This window comes from Paenibacillus ottowii, from assembly GCF_006874425.1.
GTDB classification, from domain to species: domain Bacteria; phylum Bacillota; class Bacilli; order Paenibacillales; family Paenibacillaceae; genus Paenibacillus; species Paenibacillus ottowii.
On the sequence record NZ_VIJZ01000003.1, the window covers coordinates 408222 to 430844 of the forward strand.

The window sequence follows — 22623 nt, forward strand, 5'->3', positions numbered from 1 at the left end:
AGACAAACCAAAACAACAGGAGGTCATTCCTATGAAACCAGGATTCAAGCTGGCAAAGGATATTTATTGGGTAGGGAAAATCGATAATCGTGAGGTACCCTTTCACCGTCTTACATTATCTAAGGGTACAACCTATAACGCATACTTATTAAAAACTGGAAAACCAACCGTCGTGGATACCGTAGATATGGCGTTTGGTAGAGAATTTGCCGAAGCTGTAGCCGAATTGATCGATCCATTGGATATTGAATATATAATCATCAATCACACAGAACCCGATCACTCTGGCGGATTAGCAGCACTTGCTTCCAAGGCAACAAACGCCACCATTGTCTGCACTGAGATTGCCGTTCCGGAAATTCAGCAGATGTATAAGCTCCAGCATCGGAACTTCCTCGTCATCAAGGACGGGGATCAACTGGATATTGGAGGCAAGACACTGCTGTTCAAGGAAACGCCTTACCTCCATACAGAGGAAACCATGATTACGTATTGCGTGGAAGATAAAATCTTGTTCCCTTGCGATATTTTCAGCACACACGTGGCTGTAGAGCATCTATTTGCCGATGAGGCCGGTTTTGATATCACCGAGGACTTTATCGGATACTATCAGGCTATTATTCATCCACATCGCAGATATGTGCGTACATTGATCGAAGCTGTATCTGACTTGGATATTGAAATGATCGCCCCTTCCCACGGTTTCGCGATCCGACATGATATTGCCAAATTTATTGATTTGTATGCATCCATGAGCAACGAAAGCAAGGAGGATAAGAAAGTAGCGATTGTTTATGCCACCTTAAAAAATAATACTAAAAAAATGGCAAACATTCTGAAAGACTGCTTTTTGGAAAACCAAATCCAAGTGGAGCTATGGGATGTAGATAAGGCGGATGAAACCGAAATATTAAATAGTATTGCCTCAGCGGATGCTGTTTTCGTCGGTAGCTCGACCAAATATGCCGACATGACAGGTAAATTGGAGGATCTGCTGCAACAAATGCAAAAAATGAATCTGGAAGGTAAGCTTGCTGCTGCCTTTGGTTCCTACGGCTGGAGTGGTGAAGCCATTGAAGTCGTGCAGGATTACTTGAACGGTACTAATATGAAAGTCCAAAGCACTTCAGATGTAATTAAATCAACCGGTATGACCCATGTGGAATTCCCGGTACGCATTCGCTTCTCTCCTACAGAAGATGAAAAAGTGAAAAAAATAACAAATGCCGCTGAATTTGTCTCAGATCTGCTGCTTAGTGCTATTTGAGCACAGAAAGTTTAGAAAGAAATAGGAGAGATGCCGAATGGATAACCAACATTACGTTATTATTGGAGGCGGCGTAGCCGCTGTCAACGCGGCAAAAGCGATTAGAGATCATGATGAGCTAGCCGAAATTTCGATCTACGGGGAAGAATCCTCCCTTCCGTATAACAGAGTCAAGCTTTCCAAGGCACTATTCACTGACTTGCACAGCGACAAAATCCTGATCAAAAAGGAAAAATGGTTTGCCAGTCAACGAATTCATGTCTATTCAAGCATCAAGGTTACTGCGATACATGCAGCCGATTCCACCATCGAAACAGTTAACGGTCAAATCGTTGCTTATGACAAGCTGCTGCTGTGTACAGGAGCCCACAACCGTAAGCTTGTGCTGGACGGGGCTTCACTAAGGAACGTTCACAATATTCGTTTTAGACAAGATGCCGACAGCCTTAAGGCGAAGCTACAAAAGGATGACCGGATATGTATCATCGGCGGCGGTATTCAAGGCGTGGAGACCGCCTGGTCCTTTCAGCAAGCAGGATATGCCGTAACCATTCTGGAAGCTTCGCAACGGCTTATGCCCCGCCAGCTAGACGAAAAGGCCTCCGCTATTTTGACCCGCCGAGTCATCGAACAAGGCACCCAGGTACGCCTTGGCCAAGGCGTAAAGCGTATTATAGGCACGGAGCATGTAGAGAGCGTTGAGCTACAAGACGGCGCTGTTATTCCCTGCGAGCATGTCGTGTATTCTATCGGCATTGTGCCTAATACGGAGCTTGCGCGCCAAACCGGCCTTGATATTGGGCAAGGTATTTTGGTGAACGCACAGATGGAGACCAGCTACGCCAATATTTATGCGGCAGGTGATGTGGCCGAGTTCCACAATAGAGTGGATGGATTGTGGGAAAGTGCTATGGAGCAAGGGAAAATTGCTGGCACGAATATGGCGGGCGTTTCCGCAGCTTACCAGCGTCCCATCTCTGTCACCCTGTCCAACAGCTATGAATGCCCCTTGTTTTCCATCGGTCTGGTAGATGAGCAGGAATGCGACACCAGCCTGACCCGTGAAAATCAAGTTTCTTATACACGTATGTTCATACAAAACGGCTCTATCTGCGGCGTGATTGGCTTCGGTGATGCTCTTGCTTCACTTCCATTTAAAGCAGCCATTGTCCAAGGACTCAGTCCAGATGCACCAGAGCTTACAAAAATTTTAGATGACAAGGAGAACTAAAGATGAAAAAATATGTATGTCAACCCTGTGGATACGTTTATGACCCTGCTATGGGTGACCCAGATGAAGACGTTATGCCAGGTACAGCGTTCGAAGAGCTTCCGGAAGATTGGGTTTGTCCAGTCTGTGGTGAGGATCAGGGCCATTTTGCCCCTATAGATGATACAGAATAATAAGAGTACGCTATACTTTTTAGTTTCCGGTTGATGAATGGAGTGAATGAATGTGAATGAGATGTCCTGCCCCTGCCAGTGCGAACAGGAGCCCTGTGCCCGCAAAGTGCCTATCTTTTCCTCTTTGTCCTGCGAAGATTTGTGCAAGGTTAGCTCCATGATCCGGCACCGCAAATATCAGAAAGGCGAGGCCTTGATTGTCGAGGAACAGGCTTCCGATACGTTGTACATTATTAAAAGCGGACACGTCAAGCTTTTGAAAATGACCCCTCAGGGAAAAGAGCAAATTCTGCACATTCTGACAACTGGCGATTTTTTTGGTGAGTTGAACATATTTAATAGCGACGAGCTGAGCAATTTTAGTGCATATGCCCTAAAGGATACGGATATTTGTATGCTCACCAAGGATGATATGGAGGAGTTGATCCGCAACAATCCAGATATCTCCTTGAGGCTGCTTAAAACGATTACCAAACGCTTGGCACATACTGAAAACCTGGCTCAAAGCCTGGCTACCAAAGACCCGGAAATCCGTATCGCCTACATGATTCTCGAACTCGGACATAAATACGGCAAGCCGAACGGCTCCTATATTAAAATAAATCTCCCCCTTTCACGCGAAGAGATGGCTAATTATGTGGGTGTCACACGTGAAACCATCAGCCGCAAATTCGGCAAATTTGAACAGTTGGGGATTATTCATACCAAGGGTACACGAGAGCTTACCATCTGCGATGTACAGAAACTGAACGAATATATGGATTGAAGTATAACAGCTTACTCTTTATAAATAAGCAAATGGAGAGGAATAGATATGGCGGCTTCCGAAACAAAGGCAAGGTATGGAATCTGGCCAAGGAAACGTCTCGGGAGAAGGAATTGGCGGAAATTGATTCGAGACAAGGTCGTTCCTTTGGTGGACAAGTATGGTGCTAATCTCGACGAGGTGCTTGAACAAGCCATCTTGACTGGATGGTTTTTGCCACAGCCGAATCCCATGGAATTCTATGTGCTGGATGTTCTGGATTTGGTGGTTGATTTCGGATCCTCGGAACAGGTAGCCGCATGTGCACACCGATACATCCGTCATTTATCGGAGGAAATGCAGGACACCTTCAGGAAAGATTATGAAGCCTATCAAAGGGATGAACAGGCTGCAAGCACGATAGCATTCCGCAAGTTGATCCCTCTTATGGTGGAGAGAAACATTTCCTTGCCGCAGTGAAAAAATATTGGCGGGCTCGTATATATAGCAGGAGCAACTGGATCAGCTATAAGGAAGTCCGGCGGCTATGGGCCACTTCTTGTGCCCAACGGAAAATGAATGTGAATTAAGGGCGATCACCTGTGCGGTGACCGCCCATCACTCATTCTGCGGATAAAAAAGCTATATTTGTGGCCTTGGGAAGCGCAGCCTGAGCTGTAGCCGGCCTGGAGCAATCCCACACCACTTTGACCAAATACCCAAACAACAGCACGTTTAGCAATGATGTCACACACAAAATAATACCGTAATGATCCTGAGCATTAGAGCTATAGAAAATATCAAAGGTGTTCAGGAAAATCGTAAGACTGAATCCACCCGCGAGCCACAAAAATCTGCGATCCCGCAAATACAAGTACGCCAGTACAGCTAACGCCGCCGCAGGGAACAAGTATCGTTCATGCATGCTGGAGGCGAAGGTAAATACACCTGCAATGAGTACCAGTGCAGCAGCTGCCGCAAATTGTGGTTTCCGACTGCGGATATACATCCACCCTGTAAACAGAGTCACCAGCACAATACAGATCATGCCCCACGTATGGTAACTGAACAGAAACAGCGTGGTAGTGTCCTGCGTATAATTGCCACCAATGAGTGCAAAGAAATTATACGCGTTCACCGAAGCATATGGATACTCTCCAACCGTTCCCTTGTATAGATCAAGCAGCCATAGCGGCTTCTGCCCCCACGAAAATGGCAATATGACCAGAATGGTTGTCACAACGGCGCCGCCAATGGATAACAGCCAAGGCTGTATTTTGCGCTGTCTCAGCAGTTCGAAGAACAGAACCGGCCCATAAATAATGCCCTGTGGCTTCATCAGTACCGCTATCGTAAATAGTACAGCGGACCAGCCGATTCGGTTTTCCACCAACAGCACAATCATACCCACAATCAGCATGGTAAAGAAAGAATCTACCTGTCCCCAGAAGGCCGAATTGATAAATATAGCCGGGTTAAATACGTAGAATATAGCCAATCCGAGGCTCACTCCATAGCCGACCCGTTTGCTTGCCAACCGGTACAGCATGTACGCTGTCACGATATCGGCTAATATATTTGGAAGCCGCAGCAATACGGACATATAAGGGCTAAAAGCATCCGTAGTACCGATTTTACCGATCACATATAAGATATAAATATAGAACGGTGGATAATCACTGGAACCATTCGTGTAAAAGCCTGACAAGCTATCCGCTGCGGTCGTAGCCCAGTTTCGGAACAGCATTAAATCCATGTGGCCCGAGATCCATGGGGTGATCGCCATTCTTAAAAAGAACCCTGCACCCAACACGGTCCACAGCATCAGTCCCCGGTTACGTTCCCCGAGCTTCCATTCTTGAGCCCGAAAACGGTATGTAATAAAGACAAATGCACCGAAGAACAAAGCGGCGAAAATCGCCAGCGGAGTTGCATAAGCAGATGAAGAATTTCCATTTCTTCCACCACCCATACCACCGCCAGGACCTCCCATGCCCATTCCAGCTCCGTTACCAGACATGCGACCGGGACCTCTGTGCTGTCCGTCTCTAGCAACACCGTTGCCGTCCGTTGCAGACGTATCATTCCCGGCCTTTGTACCTTGGTCACCCGATATGGATGGGTTTTCAGTAGTGGAGTTGGTCGTCTGGCCTGTCGTCCCCTGGTTCTTGCTGTCAGCAAAGCTGTTCGCCCCATCCGTAGATGCTGAGGACGAATTTTGTTGACCTTGTCCTACACTTCCTGTTCTACGGTTCCCCGCAGTCTGACCGTCAGAGGAACGTTGCCCCGGCCCTCCCATACCTCCGCCTGGTCCTCCTTCGAACCCGCCGGATGAACCTTGCCTAACTACCACAGACTGAGATGCGGAACTGCCTGAATAACTCCATAACGATACGATACTAACGGCAGCACACAATATGAGACTAAATAGAAGTATGTATTTCAGACCGTTCACTTTCCAAACGTTCAAATCCGATGCACCTCTCTTTATTTCTATTTTCCTCATATTGTATCTGCCTTAGCTTAGGACTTTGTGAGTTCTGGCTGAATGTTAGCTGAAAACGGAATCATTACACTGAACACTGCTGCTCCATCTCCATAATCGCGCTTTCTAGCTGAGATTGTGGGTGCTTCAGCATGTTGCCATGGCCGACTGCTAATAAAGAAGGGCTGAAAGACGCCAGCTTTTTGGCGCTTTTCAGCGAAACATCCTTGTCCCAGGTAGCCAGTGCCGGAAAAGGAAACAGTGGCTTGAGCTTTCCCGCCACCGCGACACCACCTCGAATCTGGAAGGCATCGCCTGCAATTAACGCACGGGTACGGGTATCCAAAAATGCCATCGAGCCCGGCGTATGTCCCGGTGCGCTGATCGCCAGCAGCGAACCCACGTTATCCCCATCCTCTAGTAAAATGTCAGGCTGGGTAAGGATATTTTTTGGCACGCTGCCCCGAATAGGAGTGTCCGGTTCGCCTGCCTCCAACGATACATCCCCCTTCAGAAGCCGAGCATCCCGCCTTGAGATGAATACTTTCGCCTCAGGATATCTTGCCTTCAATTTATCCAAAGCACCTACATGATCTCCATGCGCATGGGTAAGTACAATTCGTATAATCGGCTGCCCAATCCGCTCCGCAGCCTGTTCAATACCCTTAGCACTGTATGGCAATCCGGCATCAATCAGAGTAAGCCCCTCCTTTTCCTCCACCAAATAACAGTTCACCGGGAACAACCGAGGCATAAACGTCAATTGATACAGGTGCTGCACCTGAACGATACGCATTTTGTCTCATCTCCTTGTTTTCATTTAAACTAATACTATTAGTATTATAATTAATATAATTAGTCAAAATCAAACTTTTTTCGTATATACCCGCGGAAACGTTATACAAAAGGCAAAAGGCAGACCCGGAATCCTACCTCTGGGTCTGCCTTTATTCATATTATGCATATACCGTTCAGTCATCAGCTTTACCGAATGGCCTCAGCGATAGGCGTACTGCCGGACACCAAATCAATCGCACGACGATACGTTTGCTTTTCCTCCAGAACTGCTACCACCGTTGCCGCTACATCCTCTCGTGGGATGGTATGGCTGGTGAGATCTCCAATGGTATCAACCTTGCCAGTACCAGCATCATCTGTCAGCCCGCCTGGACGAAGAATCGTGTAATCCAGATTGCTCGCTTCCAGCAAGCGATCTGCATAATGCTTTGCCACGTAATATGGCTTAATCGACTCAGGCCATTGCTCCCTGTTCTCTGCGTGTAGAGCGCTGACCATAATGAAGCGCCGGATACCCGCTTGCTCAGCGGCTTCCATCGCCTTGACTGCTCCGTCAAGATCGATGAGCAGCGTTTTATCCGCTCCTGTGTTGCCGCCGGAGCCTGCCGTGAACACGACAGCATCGCTGCCTTGTATAGCTGCGGCAATTTCACCTACCGTCCCTTCAAGGTCAGCTACTACCGTTTCTGCTCCCAAACGTTCAAGCGCTTCCGCCTGATCCGATTTGCGGATCAACGCCTTTACGCGATGTGGTCCATGTTGCCCCAGTAGGCGAACGAGATGTTTGCCTACTTTTCCATTGGCACCAATCACCAGTACGTTCACTCAAATCCCTCCTGATATTCACAGTCTCTCGTCTACAGTAGACTGATATATTTTACCCTTTGAGTCCAGAAGGCAATCGTATGGCTAAATCAGGTTGAATTCAGTTTTTATCTGAAGGCTCTCCCTCTCGCTTTTGCTGCAACACACGAAGACCTGCGCAAAAGGTGTCCATCATCACTTCAATACTCTGATCCACATCTACAGGTAAACCAAAACCGCCCTTTGGTTCAAGCGAGGCAAAACCATGAAGAAGACTGCGGAATCCCCTCGCTGCATGAATGCAATCTGCTTCGTTGAAGCCGTAGCCACTGGATAGCACGGTAATGACGAGCTCCGCTACGCGATCTGCAGCGTGTCTCAGCTCGATATCATTTCGGTCGGTTGCATACAGCATCGCTTCATACAAACCAGGCCGCTCGCGCGCATACTGCATATACGCACTCCCCATAGCAGTCAGCGCATCTTCGCCTGCTCGGCCTACGGCTGCGCTCATCAATGCTTCCTCTAATTTTCCGAGGCTATGTAATGCCAGCACTTGACGTAATCCGTTCAACCCATTTACGTGGTTGTACAAGGATGGGGGGCGAATATGCAGCTTTTGCGCCAACGTAGTGAGCGTGACATCTCCCATCCCCCGTTCATTGGCAATATCCTCGGCAGCCGCCAGGATATCTTGTAGCTTTAGTCCATTTCTAGGTGACATCATCCTGTCCCCTTTCGTTGAATTCCTATGTAAGGTCATTTTTATATACATATACAAACTAAATTCTTATTCTATCTTAACTAATCATGTTAGTTTATACAAAGAAAGTACCGTTTGCAAACAGCTCCATATCCCAGCCCTTTTTTAGAAGAAGAGCCTGTAGGATATTACTGGTATAATACAAAGAGATGATAAAGCCGATCTGATATTTTTTCCGATTCCCTGCAAAGGAGCTAGCTATATCTATGGAGCCCAAGCCATTTCCAGCTATTGAGTTTAACCATGTCACCAAATATTTCACCGGGTCGGGACAACAACGTGCTGTCCTGAACGGAATTACGGCAAAAGTCTCTCGCGGAAAAATCACGACCCTGGTCGGTCCGTCAGGGTCTGGCAAAAGCACGCTGCTTTCACTGTGCAATCTTTTGCTAACATCGGATGAAGGAGAAATCAGCATCCTTGGTAAGCCTATAACCGAGTGGGAGATCCCTGAACTGAGACGAAAGGTAGCATTGGTTTTCCAAGATGCCCCCATGCTTCAGGGTACGGTCCTCTACAACCTCCAGACCGTAGAGCGGCTACATGGTAAGGTACTGGAAGATCCAGTTGGCCTGTTAGAGCGCGTAGGACTCACTCGTGACCTGCTGGAGCAGAAGGCGCAAGAGCTGTCCGGCGGACAAAGACAGCGCCTGGCCCTGGCGCGGACGCTCGCGAATCGCCCGGATATTTTACTACTGGATGAGATTACTTCCGCACTGGACCCCGCCTCAGTCAAAGAGGTTGAGGAACTGCTGCTTCAAATGAACAAAGAAGAGGGAACAACGATGATCTGGATTACGCACCATATGGAACAAGCCCGCAGGGTAGGTCACGAGACATGGCTGATGATCGACGGAAGACTGGTTGAACAAGCGGATACAGAGGCGTTTTTTAACGCTCCACAGCATAGTGAAACCCGCAAGTTTGTAGCAGGAGAATGGCTATGACGATTGTTGCTTTGATTCTTTCTCTGGGTTTTGTATTTATTGCCATCGTCATGTCCAAGTCCTTCAAACTCGGTCTGGACCGAGACATTATTATTGCTACGATCAGAGCATCCGTTCAGCTACTGGCGATTGGATATGTGCTGCATTTGATTTTTGGGATGCAAAGCTACGGATTTATCGTATTATTCATTCTGCTGATGATCACTGTAGCTTCTCAAAATGTTGCACGCAAAGGACGTTTTATCCCCCGTCTCATGTGGAAGTCATTTCTGACGTTGCTATGTGTGGAAATCGTAACACAGGCATTCCTGATTGGCCTGCACATCATTCCGGCGACAGCCCGGTATATGATTACGATTAGCGGGATGATCATCGGCAGCTCCATGATTTTGTCCAGCCTGCTGGTATCACGGCTCAAGTCGGAAGTCCTGCTGCGCAAGCCTGAAATCATGCTCATTCTCGCTCTGGGGGGAACACCTCGACAAGCCATCTTCCCTATACTGAAGAATTGCATACGTTCCAGTATGATTCCCACCATTGAGGGTCAGAAAACACTCGGGCTTGTTCAGCTTCCCGGCATGATGACCGGACAAATCATCGCAGGCGCCAATCCGATTGTCGCCGTGCGTTTGCAATTGCTCATCGTATTCACGACTATGACCTCTGCCATTTTGACCAGCGTGCTGCTCAGCCTGTTCATTTACCCGACATTATTTACCCGCCAGCAACAACTGCGCACAGAGTCATGGGAAGTCTGATAGAGACGGGTATACCCAGTTATTTACCAACCATTTTCCATTTATCAAAATAAAATAGACATGTTTAATTCCTGACACGAGGGTTAATAGATACACGTAGACGCTTTACTAAAATTCGATGAGGAGTGATTGAACATGGCTAACAACAACCAAAATGGCAAAATGAGTCGCGAAGAGGCAGGACGTTTAGGTGGAGAAGCTACTGCTAAAAATCACGACAAAGAATTTTACCAAGAGATCGGCGAAAAAGGTGGCGAGGCCACTGCTAAAAGTCATGGCAAAGACTTCTATCAGGAGATTGGTGAAAAAGGCGGCGAAGCCACTTCCAAAAACCATGGCAAGGAGTTCTATCAGGAAATCGGTCGCAAGGGCGGTGAAGCCCGTGGCAATTCAGACCAAAGTGATAGCGACGGGAAAATGAGCAGGGAAGAAGCAGGCCGTAAAGGCGGCGAAGCTCGCGCCCGTCAGCGTAAAAATAACTAACGATAGACCAAAAATATGCTGTCGGTGCGATTGCAATGTAAGGCACAGACTGCATACGGTTATGAAGTATAGTGAATGTTTATGTTATAAAAGCCTATCTGCCGGTGTTCCGGTAGGTAGGCTTTTTGTGTGAAAACTACTTTCATCATCCGACCATACATCTTACAATATACATATACAGGATAAATAACCAATCATACATATTTTATTGCGGATGAAAGAACGGAATAATGTAGATTCTTTTTCTTATGTCACCTGACTTATACATGAATTATGGGGGTGCACGAATGTTGATTACAAAGAATAAAATAGCTGCATCTATTTTAAGTGTTATATTTTTTTCACTGATTTTTAGCTGGCTTTATTTTTATTCAGGAATTCACCATGCTGAAACTGCCAAATTAGTTAAAATTACAGACGATTACTTAGTTGTACAGAGAGATGCTTCTAACGGAGGCGGATATAAAGAATTATATATTTCCTCACAGTCTATAATCCCTCCTCTGGTTGTAGGAAAACAATATTATTTTGTGTCTGATCAAAAGTACTTTCAACACCCATATATCTGTTATGTAGAGGAGTAAACAGAACAAAACAAAAGTGTTGTTCATGCAACTCAAGTCAAATATTCCTGCATTCCGGCTGTTAAGATGGAGTCGAAAGGAGGGAACCCTCGTGTACGAATGGAACGAAATGGTCCAGCTTATGATTGATTGGATTGATAATAATCTTACCTCAGCGCCATCGTTGTTGAGAATGTCCGACCAGCTAGGCTATTCACCTTATTACTGTACAAAGCAATTTCATTCTCTGACAGGAATGACGTTAAGGGATTATGTATGGATGCGCAGGATTAGCCGGGCAGCCCTTGAACTCCGGGACAGCAATGTCCGCATCCTCGATGTTGCCGTAAAGTATGGGTTTTCTTCACAGGAAGCTTTTACACGAGCATTTGTAAAAGCGTTCGAGGTATCCCCGGCTGTATACCGGAAGAACCCCCGGCCTATTCCATTAGCCATTCGCGCTGAGGTGTTCTCTCCTTACCATTACCATTTGAAGGAGCGGGATAAGATGGTTAAGGAGCATTTACAAGAAGCTGAAGTCAAAATCGAGCATATACCAGCACACAAATTTATTGGGATCTGGGATATCTCTTCTCGAAACTACGGTGATTTCTGGAGAAACGGTCATAATTGTGATGAAATTTGCGGAACTCTGGAAAGCATGTCTCACCTTAAGCTTCCCGGACAATTGGGTCAAACCGCAGGTTGGTTCTATCAGCATGGTCAAAAGGGTTATCTGTATGGAATACCGGTTGCTGCTGACTACACTGGAGAGATTCCAGCAGGTATGGAGTGCCGAAACATCCCCGAATCAGATTATCTGGTGTTTTTCCATCCACCCTTTAACTATTTAAAAAACAATGGAGATGTTATGAGAGTGGTGGAGGAAAAAGCCTGGAACTTCGACCCACACAGTATGGGGTATGAATGGGATGAGGAAACGAAGCAGGATTATCAACGGCATTTCCCTGAAGGATACGGCTACGCAGTGTTACGTCCTGTGAAAAAAGTGTAATAAAAAAATCCCTAGAAGCCGCCACGATCTCAGGATGCTGGTAATCGTCTCTCGGCTTCTTTTTTAAAAGGAAAGGTGTAGACCATGAAGTCCTTTCGCTTTTGGTTGTTCCTAGTCTCATGTATAGTTATCGCTATAAATATTACGGGATATGACAACTATAATATACTTTTGGCTATGATTAGCCCGTTGGTTTGGATGCATGAATCTTTTCAATTTGTGCGAAAAGCACATATCCCCATAGCCCTTGTGTACTTCATTACAATAAGTTTCTGGTATCTCATAGGATATATTATCGATCGTTTGATTAAGAAATTGAAAAAATAATTACTTGAAATGATCTTCTAAATCATCATCTACCTTCTCAGGCTCATACTCGACTGTTTTATAGTCAGGTGAAGAAGGAATCATATTGACCACAACATTCCTCATTTGTAGCTTGTACATTCCTTCTTCAAAAGCAAGAATATGCTTAATAGGAGGTAACTCCATATCCTCATACTTCGTGATCGAAGAAACAACAATCTTGGAAGGATTAGAATCATCCACAGACAGGATACGATAATCAATCGGTGCCCCTTGGGCTTCTAAAAAGTCAAGCCGTGCCCGCTCTGTTTTAAAACGATAATCATCAGACAGTGAAAGCATCTTATCGTAGTCGCGATTCATAGAAGCGTTCATATATTCTGAAAATGTAGAGACAGCAGCCTCTTTGGGCTTATCAGGAAGTTTAGGAGGTCTTATCCTCTCCAAAACCAGTAGCCATTACGATCAAAGTCCCTCCAAGGACAACTAAACAAGCCCACTTTTTATGTAGTGCAATTTTCAATTAATAAAACCTCCCTCATTGTAAATTTCACCGTTCACTTTCAGTCCTACACAGAGATGCTGCTTATCAGAATAAGTCAATTTTTGCTTAGATGCTAGTTGATAATGTTTATATGTATAGTCTCGTTTCTTAAAGTACTATCTACGGTCGCGCCCATAGCCTCTGAAACCCATCTGAGAGGCACCATCACACGATTAGGTGAGACTGGCATAACAGGCGCATTAGGCATTATTTTTTCTATATCATTTACATAAGCTACTTTACTTCCGATAGTTAGACGTACAATTTCACCATGATCTGAAAGGATTGTAACCTCCTGCTTTTCTCTATTCCAGCTTACACTTTCGCCCAAACTCTCGGATACAAATCGAATAGGAACATATGTTGTATTGGTTGCTCGTTCGATATAAGGGTTTGCATCAGATATGACTTCAACATTGTTTACTGTAAGGACAAGATTGTACAAATATTTAGGAAGTGCAGCATTGGCTCGATCTACGATTACAAAGAAAATCACAGCAAAGCATATGGTATGGACTGCTTTCTTCAACGTATGATATCTCCTTTTTAAGTAAAAACAAATTTATAAAACTCATTGAAACTTGAAAATTCTGTGGAATAGACCATGCAAATAGCCAGCATATCACAAGAATGTATACCTTGACTAAAATCCTACCATACCCACCAAGTACTTCCAAGTTCATCCACGGACATGCGGGTCTGATTTGGGGTAATACCAGCATCGTTGTCACCAAGTGCAATCTTATGGGTATGTTGGAAATTAATTAATAACATCGTTGTACTCGTTTTGCGCTTCGGTAATGGCGAGCTTTGAATACACCTTTCTAAAGCCACGTTGAACAAAATGCCGTATTTATGACTTGGGTAGGTTCAATTTGAGAGTATTGTTGTTTGTGATTTAGATAACATAAAGTTAACCTTATTCATAAATAATGTTAATTTTATGTCATTCATCGCTTCAATTGCTCTGATATAATTTCTGCTAGGTAGATGAGTGCCGTTTTTTGCTTTCAGCATGTGGATCAGATAAGCCTACAACGGTTACGCGAGGTGCGAGCGAGCCTCCCAGTACACAAGTAACAACCCAACCGGAACAAAATACTGAGGCAAAACTGATAAAAGCATCGGAAAATAAAGAAAAAGTATCGCCCCATTTGTTATACACAGCAGTGAGGATTACTCGCTGTATGGAAGTAGCTTTTAGTACATGGTGATATAAAAACGATGGAACAGGAGATTTTAATCCATACGGGGATTAATTCAGTTAGCAAGCGAGTAAACATGCGAAAACATAACTTTATAGTAGGAGTGTGAGACATGAAAAAAACATTATTGGCTTGTATTATGATAATGTTGATGCTGGCATCTGCTTGTGGAAATGTTGAAACAACGTCAAATCCAAATACCTCCAGTGAGCCTAAACCTGAAACGAAAGAGTCTATTATTCCAAAAAACACATCCGAAAATTGTACTGTAGAACGTAAAAGTTTGGATAGTGAAACTGAGAAATATTTCTATGGAACTTGGAAAGTTGAGAAGCTTTTAGGATTTGCAAATTCATATAATGATGCTTCTGAATATCCAACAGGGCAAAAATTTATTGGAGATGAAATTATAATTAAAAAAGACTTTTTTTCATCAAAAGGGCATAAAAATTATAGTAATTATCAATATGAATTAAAAAATCCATTATATGAGATTACAGCGACATGCCATAACTCTGACTCTTTTTATAGATTATATAAAATAGATATCCCAGACTTAAATATAAATGATGTAGTAAAAGCAATAGATATAAGTGACCCTTCTACAAAACTTAGCATACCTGTAAGTGTAAGTTTTTTTGTTGTTAATAACGATAGGCTGATCTTGTTATCAGAAGCAACTATTTTTGAGCTTAAAAAAATGACTGATTAAATGAATTAAGGTTATGTAATAAGTTCTGTGATAATAGAATTGAAAATATCCTGGACGGTAAGCATATCCTATAAGCGATTCTGAAAATGCCTGTGAATATAATTTTTTTAAAACAAGAAAGGTCAGCCTTTATGCTGACCTTTCTTGTTTATATCGTAAAACGATTAAACTATAGTGTATATACTGGATATTTATGGGCATACTTTCTACCTTTACAAAATAAAGTTGCTTCTTCATTTCTTCTTTTTTGTAAATTTCTATCATATGAAAATGCTTTGCTGACTAATTTTGAACAAGTATCAATTTGACTTTGTGAAAGTGGACCAACAAAAGTTGGATATATATGCGCATTGGCAAGCATAGCTTTTACATCATTGGTTTTTAGCACCCCAGGACCTGCATTAAAAGTGAGCGAAACAAGTGCATCAAACTGAGATTGTGAAAATTTATGACCGCTAGGAAGTACCAAGTTATTTACTGCCGCTACAGCACTTGCAGTATCATCAGCAAAAAAAGTATTTGCTTTAGACTGAGAAATTGGTGAAGTATAACCTAGATTTAAAGATTTTGATAGAGCATCCGCTTGTGCTTGGGTTAGAAGAGAATCATTTGGATTACCTGTTGTATTTTTAGTATATACTTTAGTCTTTGTTATCAAATGTCCCCAACCAACAGTTGGGTAACCATAAGGATCTCCATAAAATTTCAAGGAAAATCCCTCATGTTTTTTGATCAGGTTTGCTCCATCTGTGCCTAAAGAGAAATTTGCCATAATAATCACTCCTGAAATTAATATTAGTTGAAGAACAATAGGGAGGAATCATAGACAGAGCACCATTCCCAAGTTTTCTGCAATGCCGTATTGTCTTCACATATATATAAAGAGAAATGAGTCTCTTTTTTTACAACCACTCTCCAAATTTTATTTCAATTCACTAATATCAAAAGTTTGTATAACCTCAATCATTTTGACATAGAGTTCCTGTTTTAAATCATCTCGATGATCGGCGGGTACTTGTCGCAAGGAGGCTTTGATCTTTGGTGTAAAAGATTCTAGGATATGTAATGTTGCCTCCTGATTGTGGTGGTGCTGTGCTTGTACTAAAAGTTCGGCCAACATTAAATCACCGCTTTACGTTTTTTTGTATTTCATTCTTCAAGCCATTAATGGCATCGCTTAGATCAGATATTTTTTTTTCAAAACGAATAAGTAGATACAAAGTAATTGCAATCGGGAAGCCTAAATTAGCAATATAAGCAGCAATGTCACCCTCCGTCATAATTTATCCCCCTTCCGTTATTAAGCTGCGCAATTTAGTTAGAGCTTTTAAGCGGTGTTTCGAGACATTTTGTTGGGATACTCCCAATATTCTGGCTATTTCCTTGTCATTTAGTGCTTGTACGTAAGCAAAAGATAAAATCTGTTGTTGTTGTGCTGAGAGGGATTCATAAGCTTGGTAAAGCGAGTGATCCGTAATGTGATCTTTTAAATTTGGTGGCACAGATTCTGAATCATGAACAGAAAGTAAGACAGATTCTAGGTTTTCATCGTTGTCTAAAGCCAGCGGGAATCGGCTGTCCTTCACTCGTCTCTTTTTGTCATAATTGATAGAGTTATAGTGAATAAGATTGGCCATATACTTGATAAAACGACGATTTACCTCATCATCCTTATTCAATATAAGCCCCCCCTTCTTTATGAAGAGATTGTTCCTACTTAATAAAGAGAAATAAAACCGTGTTTTTACAACCAATTCCCAAAATCAAGAACAAATGTTCCTCTTTTTATTATTAATAGAACCAAGGTCAAAGTCGTATCTAGGTAGATCAGGGAAGGCATGGAGGCGTCACGTCCGCTCTGCGTTGTTGCGCTCCCATCAAGCAGCCATGCATAAAGGCAGCAAAAAAAGAACTGGCATACGGTACGCCAGTTCTTGAAATAGAAGACACCAAAAAGGGTAAACCTCCTAACCAGTCCAACACTTTGTAAGTGTGTATTGGACTGGTGGATATGCACACGTCAGCTTCCAGCAATTAGCTCAGCGTATAACCGCCATCTGGGAACAGCACGTTTATTCAGATGAGCTTTCAGGAGCTACGCTCTTACGGTAGGATGTCGGCGACTGACCGGACCAGCGTTTAAATTGCCTGCTAAAATGTGCAATATCTCCATAGCCGAGCAGTTCAGCAATTTGCTGCACCGACCATTGCGGATCAGCCAGCAGCAGCTTGGCCTCATGCAAAACAAGCTCGGAGAGATACACTCGCGGAGATACGCCAAAAACACTACGGAATACACGATTGCAATGGGACACGCTAATACCAAGTTCGGATGAAATTCCCTCAATCCCATCCTGTTTTTCCGCCGAGCCTGCCTGCCTATAAGGCTGATTGACCCTGCCCTGAAGTCGACTGGCAATCTGATGGGCAAGCTCTGCCTGCACATATCCACGCCCTGGTAGATGAGCAGCTTCACTGGATACTGCCTCCCACAGCGTTGCGAACAGTTCAAATACAGCAGATTGAATCCGCATACGCTTTGCCACCGAATCACCACTTATCCCCATGTCTTCAAGCGCGGAAAGGTCAAGCAGCTTACTCAGCGCTGGCCCCATCTGCTTCGCCACCGCGCCATCAGCTGGAAAAAGCACTTGCTCCAAACGACTCAGGAGCGAAAGAAACAATTTATCATCAATGTCGAAATGCATGCAAAAATACGTAAACCCCTGCCCGCTACTGCGGCTGGAGTGGACCATTCCCGGGCGCAAAAGCATCAGATCACCCTGTCGCTGAATAAAGCTGTGACCATCCACAACCATGACCTGCTCTCCCGCAAGCACGATATTAATTTCATATTGCGGATGTTCATGTGGTGGATAATTCCAGTCTCTTCTGACACTTCGTGTATGGATGGCAAATAGATTGACCGTAGTCCGCACATCGGGAAAAAAGAATTCCTCTCCGGCGACCGTAAGGTCTGGATCATGGGGACGCTTCGGTAAACGTGGTGACGACATGTTTTCCCTCCTGGCTCATTTACATCGCTATCTCCAGTATATCGCTTTCAGCACGATTTGGATAAATAGTTGAGCGATTTGACAATGGTTCCTCGGCACATGTCATGCTAGGCTCTAATTGAAGCTAATCAACGTTACATTTTATCATGAAAGGGGTTTCAATAGATGTCGAAAAACATATTTTATAACACGCAGCATGCACCTATCGGTTCATTTTCCAGCTTTACACTGGGGTTTAAGGGGAATCGCGGCGGACTTGGCCTGGAGCTAGGCAAACCTGCTGATGAAAATGTATACATCGGACTACAATCCAGGGATGGCGGATCGTATGAGGCGCTTCCTTTTTTCGCATCCATACAGGATGAAAGTACTCGCTACGATGTGGAGAAAAAGGATAAAAAAACAGAGCCTTTGCTCGTTGCCTTTGCCGACCAAGACATCACCCGTGAGCTAAAAGCAGGAACCGATACATGGCAGGCAGGTGATTTGACGTTCCGGCTGTACTCTCCCGTTCGCCCGGTGCCCGAACCGGGAATTGCGGGCATAGATGAGCTACGGGCAGCATTGGTTCCGGCAGTATTTGCCGAGCTGACGATCGATAATACACAGGGCACTGCTGCACGAAGAGCCTTTTTCGGCTATCAAGGCAGTGATCCGTATAGCGGCATACGCATTATAGGGGAAGACCCACGCAGAGACACTATGGATTCTCCTCCATTGGAGGAAAGACTCACAGGTATCGGTCAAGGACGAAGCACAGCTATTGTGACCAACAGCAGCGAGGCGGTACCTGCCAGCGGATTTGCAATGGAGAAGCTGCTTGGGGAAACCATGGCCGATAACTTATCCTTTGGCCTGGGCACAACAGGTGCGCTCCTGATGGACGTTCCCGCAGGGGAAAAGCGCACGTATACCTTCGCCATATGCTTTTATCGCGGCGGCATTGTGACAACAGGCATCGAAGCATCATATTACTATACCCGGCTGTTCAAGGATATTGAAGATGTGGGAAGCTATGCGTTGAAGCATTTTAACGACCTGACCGCAGCCTGTGTTCAGGGGAATGACTGGATCGAATCAGCCAGCCTGAGCCCAGATCAGGAGTTTATGCTCGCTCAGGCGATCCACAGCTATTACGGCAGCACCCAATTGCTCAGTCAGCAAGAGGATGGCGAACCGATCTGGATCGTGAACGAAGGCGAGTACCGGATGATGAATACACTCGATCTGACGGCGGATCAGCTTTATTATGAATTGATTTTGAATCCATGGACGGTACGCAACGAGCTGGAGTGGTTTGTCCAAAGGTATAGCTATCGGGATGAGGTACGTTTCCCGGGAGAGGAACATACCCATCCAGGGGGGATCACGTTTACCCATGATATGGGCGTGGCTAATGTGTTCTCCCGGCAGGGGTACTCCTGTTATGAGCTGGCAGGGATTGACGACTGTTTCTCTTATATGAGCCACGAGGAATTGGTAAACTGGCTTTGCTGCGCCACGGTATATATCGAGCAGACACAGGATCAGTCATTTACGGCACGTATGCTGCCTGTCTTGTGCGACTGCTTCGAAAGCATGCTGCGGCGAGATCATCCAGATCCGGCCCAACGAAACGGCTTAATGGGCCTGGACAGCTCAAGAACCCGGGGAGGTGCAGAAATTACAACTTACGATAGTCTGGATGTATCCTTGGGTCAGTCCCGCAATAACATTTATTTAGGCAGCAAATGCTGGGCGGTATATGTTGCGCTGGAAAAGATATTTGCCTCAAAAGGGCTTAGCTCCCTTTCGCAGGAAGCCGGCTCACAGGCAGACAAATGCGCAGCGTCGATTACCGCTCACATGACAGACAAAGGCTATATTCCTGCAGTCATTAAGGAAGGCAACGATTCGCAGATTATTCCTGCCATTGAGGGATTGATCTTCCCTTATTTTACAGGATGTGAAGATGCGCTTAAGCCTGATGGGCGGTTCAGTGGATATATCCAGGCACTTCGGCGCCATTTGCAAACCGTACTCGTACCGGGGGTTTGTCTATTTGAGGACGGAGGCTGGAAGTTATCCTCGACCAGTAACAACTCCTGGTTAAGCAAAATTTATCTGTCACAGTTTATTGCTCGTGAGCTGCTGGAGCTGCCTTGGCAGGAAACGGGGCAAGCGGCTGATGCAGCCCATGTCTCATGGCTCCTGCATCCTGAAGAATCCTATTGGTGCTGGAGCGACCAAATGCTCTCCGGTATTGCCCACGGCAGCAAATATTACCCACGCGGAGTTACCGCTATTTTGTGGCTGTATGAAGGCAAAGGGAATCGACTGACTCTCCCCCAGCATATGAGTCAAGATGAGAAGCAACATGCCTGAAACGAACGAACCCTCACTTGCGCAAAGGAGGTCCAAATCAAATATGAGCAAGCGTATGGATATGCCAAAAGAGAGCGGCTATGACGCCTGGCTTCACTACCGCCGTGATCGCCATGTGAAACAGATGCCTGCTTGGTGTAGAGTCATCGTGGTTCATGAAACAGATGATGAAGTGCTTCAGACGGCTGCGAGCGAGCTCCAGCAAGGTTTGGCCTCCATGTTCGGACAGCAGCCGAAGATAAGTACCGTTCCTGCCCATGAACCCTTTGTTGCGCTGGGTACGTTCCAGGATCACCCATGCGTAGCAGAACGTTTTAGCGCAGAGGAACAGGCAGAAGTGAGCGCAGAAGGCTACCGGATTCGCGGGGTAGAGGTGTCGGAGCTTGCAGGTTTAACTGGGCAAGATCACGCTGATATCAAAGGACGGTGCGTTACAGTCGCGGGCCAAACCTCCAAAGGGGTATTGTACGGGGTCTTTCATTTGCTGCGCTATCTGCAAGGCGGACTAGACGGCAAGCTGAAGTCCACTGCCAAACAATCATTGCATGCTCCCATTCTAGACCTATTGTCTAATCCAGCTAATCCCATTCGTATGATCAATCACTGGGATAACATGGATGGGAGCGTTGAACGTGGATATGCTGGGGCGTCTATTTTCTACAACAACAATGCCTTTACTACAAATATGGAGCGCCTCCGAGACTATGCCCGTCTACTCGCTTCTGTAGGCATTCAGGCGCTGTCCATTAATAATGTGAATGTCCATCAGGTGGAAACCGAGCTGATTACGGATCGGTTTTTACCCGATGTGGCCAAGGTAGCTGCCATCTTTCGCGCCTATGGTATCCAAATCTACTTGAGCATTAACTACGCCAGCCCCATTCAGCTTGGCGGGTTAACCACAGCCGATCCTCTAGACCCCGATGTCGCTGAATGGTGGCAGACCAAGGCCCGGGAGATTTACGCAGCCGTTCCCGATCTGGGTGGTTTTGTGGTCAAGGCCGACTCTGAAAATCGGCCCGGGCCCTTCAGCTATGGACGCCATCACGCCGATGGAGCCAATATGCTGGCGGATGCGCTACGGCCCTATGGTGGACGTGTGATTTGGCGTTGCTTTGTCTACGACTGCAAACAGGACTGGCGTGACCGCAAGACGGATCGGGCTCGCGCAGCCTTCGACCATTTCAAACCGCTGGATGGACTGTTCCGGGATAATGTCATTTTACAGATTAAAAATGGCCCTATGGATTTTCAGGTGCGCGAGCCTGTCTCCCCCCTGTTCGGCGCGCTGGAAGCCACTCAGGTACTGCTGGAATTTCAAATTGCGCAGGAGTATACCGGACAACAAAAGCATCTATGCTACCTGGTTCCGCAATGGAAGGAAGTGCTCGACTTTGACACCTATGCACAGGGAAAAGGCTCTACCATCAAGCGCATCGTGAGTGGCGCTTTGCATAACAGCAGCAATTCCAACTCCCATCGTGGCAAGGCTATTGTCCATGCAAACAGCGGTAGCCTTCAGGAAAAGCCAACGCATCATATTCCTAAACCCACGAACTTTGGAATAGCCGCTGTTTCTAATATTGGTGCAGACACCAATTGGACCGGACATTTGCTCGCCCAATCCAACCTTTACGGCTACGGCCGATTGGCATGGGACCCGGATCTATCCGCAGATGAAATCGCGGATGAATGGGTTCGGCTGACATTCAGCGGCCAAGGTAAGGATAACGGTGATACCGAGTTGATTCCTACCATTAAGCAAATGTTGCTCGATTCATGGAATATCTACGAGTCCTACACTGCTCCTCTCGGAGTCGGCTGGATGGTCAGTCCCAATCACCACTATGGGCCAGATGTAGATGGATATGAATATTCGATGTGGGGCACCTACCATTTTGCCGATTGCTGGGGAATCGGGGTAGATCGCACGACTGCGACGGGAACAGGCTATGCAGGACATTATTTTCCTCCTGTTGCCGGGATCTACGAATCTATAGACAGCTGTCCAGATGAGCTGCTCTTATTTTTTCACCATGTCCCTTATACGCATGTGCTCCACTCCGGACAAACGGTCATACAGCACATTTATGATACTCACTTTGAAGGTGCAGAACGTGCGGCACATCTTCATGCAACATGGATTAGTCTGCGAGAGCAACTACATGAGACAATCTACGAACAGGTGCTGACACGGCTTGAACATCAGGCTGAGCACGCCGAGGAATGGCGGGATCGAATCAATACGTATTTTTATCGCAAAAGCGGGATTCCTGACGAAAAAAATCGCCCTATCTATTAAGCAGGTAGTTCATGTTTGCTTGTATACACACCGGGATTTGCCTTCCCTATTATAGCAATCCATAAAAGACACACGTCTTACTCAGACCCGTGTCTTTTTTTGCATGGCCTAATTTATGCACACGGTTGCTAACGAAAAATG

24 protein-coding genes are annotated in these 22623 nt (G+C 45.5%); 13 read left to right on the forward strand and 11 right to left on the reverse strand.

What is annotated here, in order from left to right; genetic code table 11:
• Positions 1-31 precede the first annotated feature (31 nt).
• The 5 genes from FKV70_RS08835 (at position 32) to FKV70_RS08855 (ending at position 3896) form a co-directional block, all read left to right on the forward strand.
• Entirely contained in the window at positions 32-1267 is a 1236-nt protein-coding gene (locus FKV70_RS08835; RefSeq protein ID WP_063207277.1) for an FprA family A-type flavoprotein, read from the forward strand.
• A 37-nt stretch (positions 1268-1304) separates the two neighbouring features.
• Positions 1305-2498, forward strand: a complete 1194-nt coding sequence (locus FKV70_RS08840) for an NAD(P)/FAD-dependent oxidoreductase (protein WP_142612587.1) — start codon at positions 1305-1307, stop codon at positions 2496-2498.
• Positions 2499-2500: 2 nt separating this feature from the next.
• Positions 2501-2671 (forward strand): rubredoxin, encoded by a 171-nt coding sequence (gene rd, locus FKV70_RS08845; RefSeq protein WP_142612588.1) that lies wholly within the window; start codon positions 2501-2503, stop codon positions 2669-2671.
• A 61-nt stretch (positions 2672-2732) separates the two neighbouring features.
• Entirely contained in the window at positions 2733-3437 is a 705-nt protein-coding gene (locus tag FKV70_RS08850; RefSeq protein ID WP_142612738.1) for a Crp/Fnr family transcriptional regulator, read from the forward strand.
• Positions 3438-3485: 48 nt separating this feature from the next.
• The gene (locus FKV70_RS08855; protein WP_244310692.1) at positions 3486-3896 is read left to right on the forward strand and encodes a hypothetical protein; all 411 of its coding nucleotides are present in this window, start codon (positions 3486-3488) and stop codon (positions 3894-3896) included.
• A 142-nt stretch (positions 3897-4038) separates the two neighbouring features.
• Here the strand turns inward: FKV70_RS08855 and FKV70_RS08860 are convergent, their stop codons facing one another.
• From FKV70_RS08860 to FKV70_RS08875, 4 genes are all read right to left on the reverse strand, one after another.
• Positions 4039-5715: a glycosyltransferase 87 family protein gene (locus FKV70_RS08860; protein ID WP_142612739.1), complete on the reverse strand. Its 1677-nt coding sequence runs from the start codon at positions 5713-5715 to the stop codon at positions 4039-4041.
• A gap of 271 nt (positions 5716-5986) precedes the next feature.
• Entirely contained in the window at positions 5987-6697 is a 711-nt protein-coding gene (locus tag FKV70_RS08865) for an MBL fold metallo-hydrolase (protein ID WP_063207292.1), read from the reverse strand.
• A 188-nt stretch (positions 6698-6885) separates the two neighbouring features.
• Entirely contained in the window at positions 6886-7524 is a 639-nt protein-coding gene (locus tag FKV70_RS08870; RefSeq protein WP_142612589.1) for an SDR family oxidoreductase, read from the reverse strand.
• A 100-nt stretch (positions 7525-7624) separates the two neighbouring features.
• Positions 7625-8227 carry a TetR/AcrR family transcriptional regulator gene (locus FKV70_RS08875; RefSeq protein WP_142612590.1) on the reverse strand — a complete coding sequence of 201 codons (603 nt, stop codon included), beginning with the start codon at positions 8225-8227 and terminating at the stop codon, positions 7625-7627.
• A 245-nt stretch (positions 8228-8472) separates the two neighbouring features.
• Here FKV70_RS08875 and FKV70_RS08880 point away from each other — a divergent pair, with 245 nt between their 5' ends.
• The 5 genes from FKV70_RS08880 to FKV70_RS08900 all read left to right on the forward strand — a co-directional run bounded on the left by FKV70_RS08880 (position 8473) and on the right by FKV70_RS08900 (position 12032).
• Positions 8473-9213 (forward strand): ABC transporter ATP-binding protein, encoded by a 741-nt coding sequence (locus tag FKV70_RS08880; protein ID WP_142612591.1) that lies wholly within the window; start codon positions 8473-8475, stop codon positions 9211-9213.
• A complete protein-coding gene (locus FKV70_RS08885; RefSeq protein WP_142612592.1) occupies positions 9210-9971 on the forward strand; it encodes an ABC transporter permease in 762 nt (253 codons plus the stop codon). The genes FKV70_RS08880 and FKV70_RS08885 overlap by 4 nt, the downstream gene beginning before the upstream one ends.
• A 135-nt stretch (positions 9972-10106) precedes the next feature.
• A complete protein-coding gene (locus FKV70_RS08890; RefSeq protein WP_063207308.1) occupies positions 10107-10454 on the forward strand; it encodes a KGG domain-containing protein in 348 nt (115 codons plus the stop codon).
• A 287-nt stretch (positions 10455-10741) separates the two neighbouring features.
• Positions 10742-11038: a hypothetical protein gene (locus tag FKV70_RS08895; RefSeq protein ID WP_063207311.1), complete on the forward strand. Its 297-nt coding sequence runs from the start codon at positions 10742-10744 to the stop codon at positions 11036-11038.
• A 91-nt stretch (positions 11039-11129) separates the two neighbouring features.
• Positions 11130-12032, forward strand: coding sequence for an AraC family transcriptional regulator (locus FKV70_RS08900; RefSeq protein ID WP_142612593.1), 903 nt, complete (start codon positions 11130-11132; stop codon positions 12030-12032).
• A 327-nt stretch (positions 12033-12359) separates the two neighbouring features.
• Here FKV70_RS08900 and FKV70_RS08910 read toward each other — a convergent pair whose 3' ends face one another.
• A complete protein-coding gene (locus FKV70_RS08910; RefSeq protein ID WP_244310693.1) occupies positions 12360-12701 on the reverse strand; it encodes a hypothetical protein in 342 nt (113 codons plus the stop codon).
• Between the two features lie 254 nt (positions 12702-12955).
• Entirely contained in the window at positions 12956-13411 is a 456-nt protein-coding gene (locus tag FKV70_RS08915) for a copper amine oxidase N-terminal domain-containing protein (protein WP_244310694.1), read from the reverse strand.
• 788 nt (positions 13412-14199) lie between these two features.
• Here FKV70_RS08915 and FKV70_RS08920 point away from each other — a divergent pair.
• The gene (locus FKV70_RS08920) at positions 14200-14799 is read left to right on the forward strand and encodes a hypothetical protein (protein WP_142612595.1); all 600 of its coding nucleotides are present in this window, start codon (positions 14200-14202) and stop codon (positions 14797-14799) included.
• A gap of 169 nt (positions 14800-14968) precedes the next feature.
• Here FKV70_RS08920 and FKV70_RS08925 read toward each other — a convergent pair whose 3' ends face one another.
• From FKV70_RS08925 to FKV70_RS08945, 5 genes are all read right to left on the reverse strand, one after another.
• A complete protein-coding gene (locus FKV70_RS08925) occupies positions 14969-15571 on the reverse strand; it encodes a lysozyme (protein WP_142612596.1) in 603 nt (200 codons plus the stop codon).
• Between the two features lie 150 nt (positions 15572-15721).
• Positions 15722-15919, reverse strand: coding sequence for a helix-turn-helix domain-containing protein (locus tag FKV70_RS08930; RefSeq protein ID WP_142612597.1), 198 nt, complete (start codon positions 15917-15919; stop codon positions 15722-15724).
• A gap of 4 nt (positions 15920-15923) precedes the next feature.
• A complete protein-coding gene (locus FKV70_RS08935) occupies positions 15924-16079 on the reverse strand; it encodes a YvrJ family protein (protein ID WP_142612598.1) in 156 nt (51 codons plus the stop codon).
• Between the two features lie 3 nt (positions 16080-16082).
• The gene (locus FKV70_RS08940; RefSeq protein ID WP_142612599.1) at positions 16083-16478 is read right to left on the reverse strand and encodes a sigma-70 family RNA polymerase sigma factor; all 396 of its coding nucleotides are present in this window, start codon (positions 16476-16478) and stop codon (positions 16083-16085) included.
• A 393-nt stretch (positions 16479-16871) separates the two neighbouring features.
• Positions 16872-17816 (reverse strand): AraC family transcriptional regulator, encoded by a 945-nt coding sequence (locus tag FKV70_RS08945; RefSeq protein ID WP_142612600.1) that lies wholly within the window; start codon positions 17814-17816, stop codon positions 16872-16874.
• 165 nt (positions 17817-17981) lie between these two features.
• Between FKV70_RS08945 and FKV70_RS08950 the strand changes: the two genes are divergently transcribed.
• Both FKV70_RS08950 and FKV70_RS08955 read left to right on the forward strand, forming a co-directional pair.
• The gene (locus tag FKV70_RS08950) at positions 17982-20180 is read left to right on the forward strand and encodes a glycoside hydrolase family 52 protein (protein ID WP_142612601.1); all 2199 of its coding nucleotides are present in this window, start codon (positions 17982-17984) and stop codon (positions 20178-20180) included.
• Between the two features lie 43 nt (positions 20181-20223).
• Entirely contained in the window at positions 20224-22482 is a 2259-nt protein-coding gene (locus FKV70_RS08955; protein WP_142612602.1) for an alpha-glucuronidase family glycosyl hydrolase, read from the forward strand.
• Positions 22483-22623 lie beyond the last annotated feature (141 nt).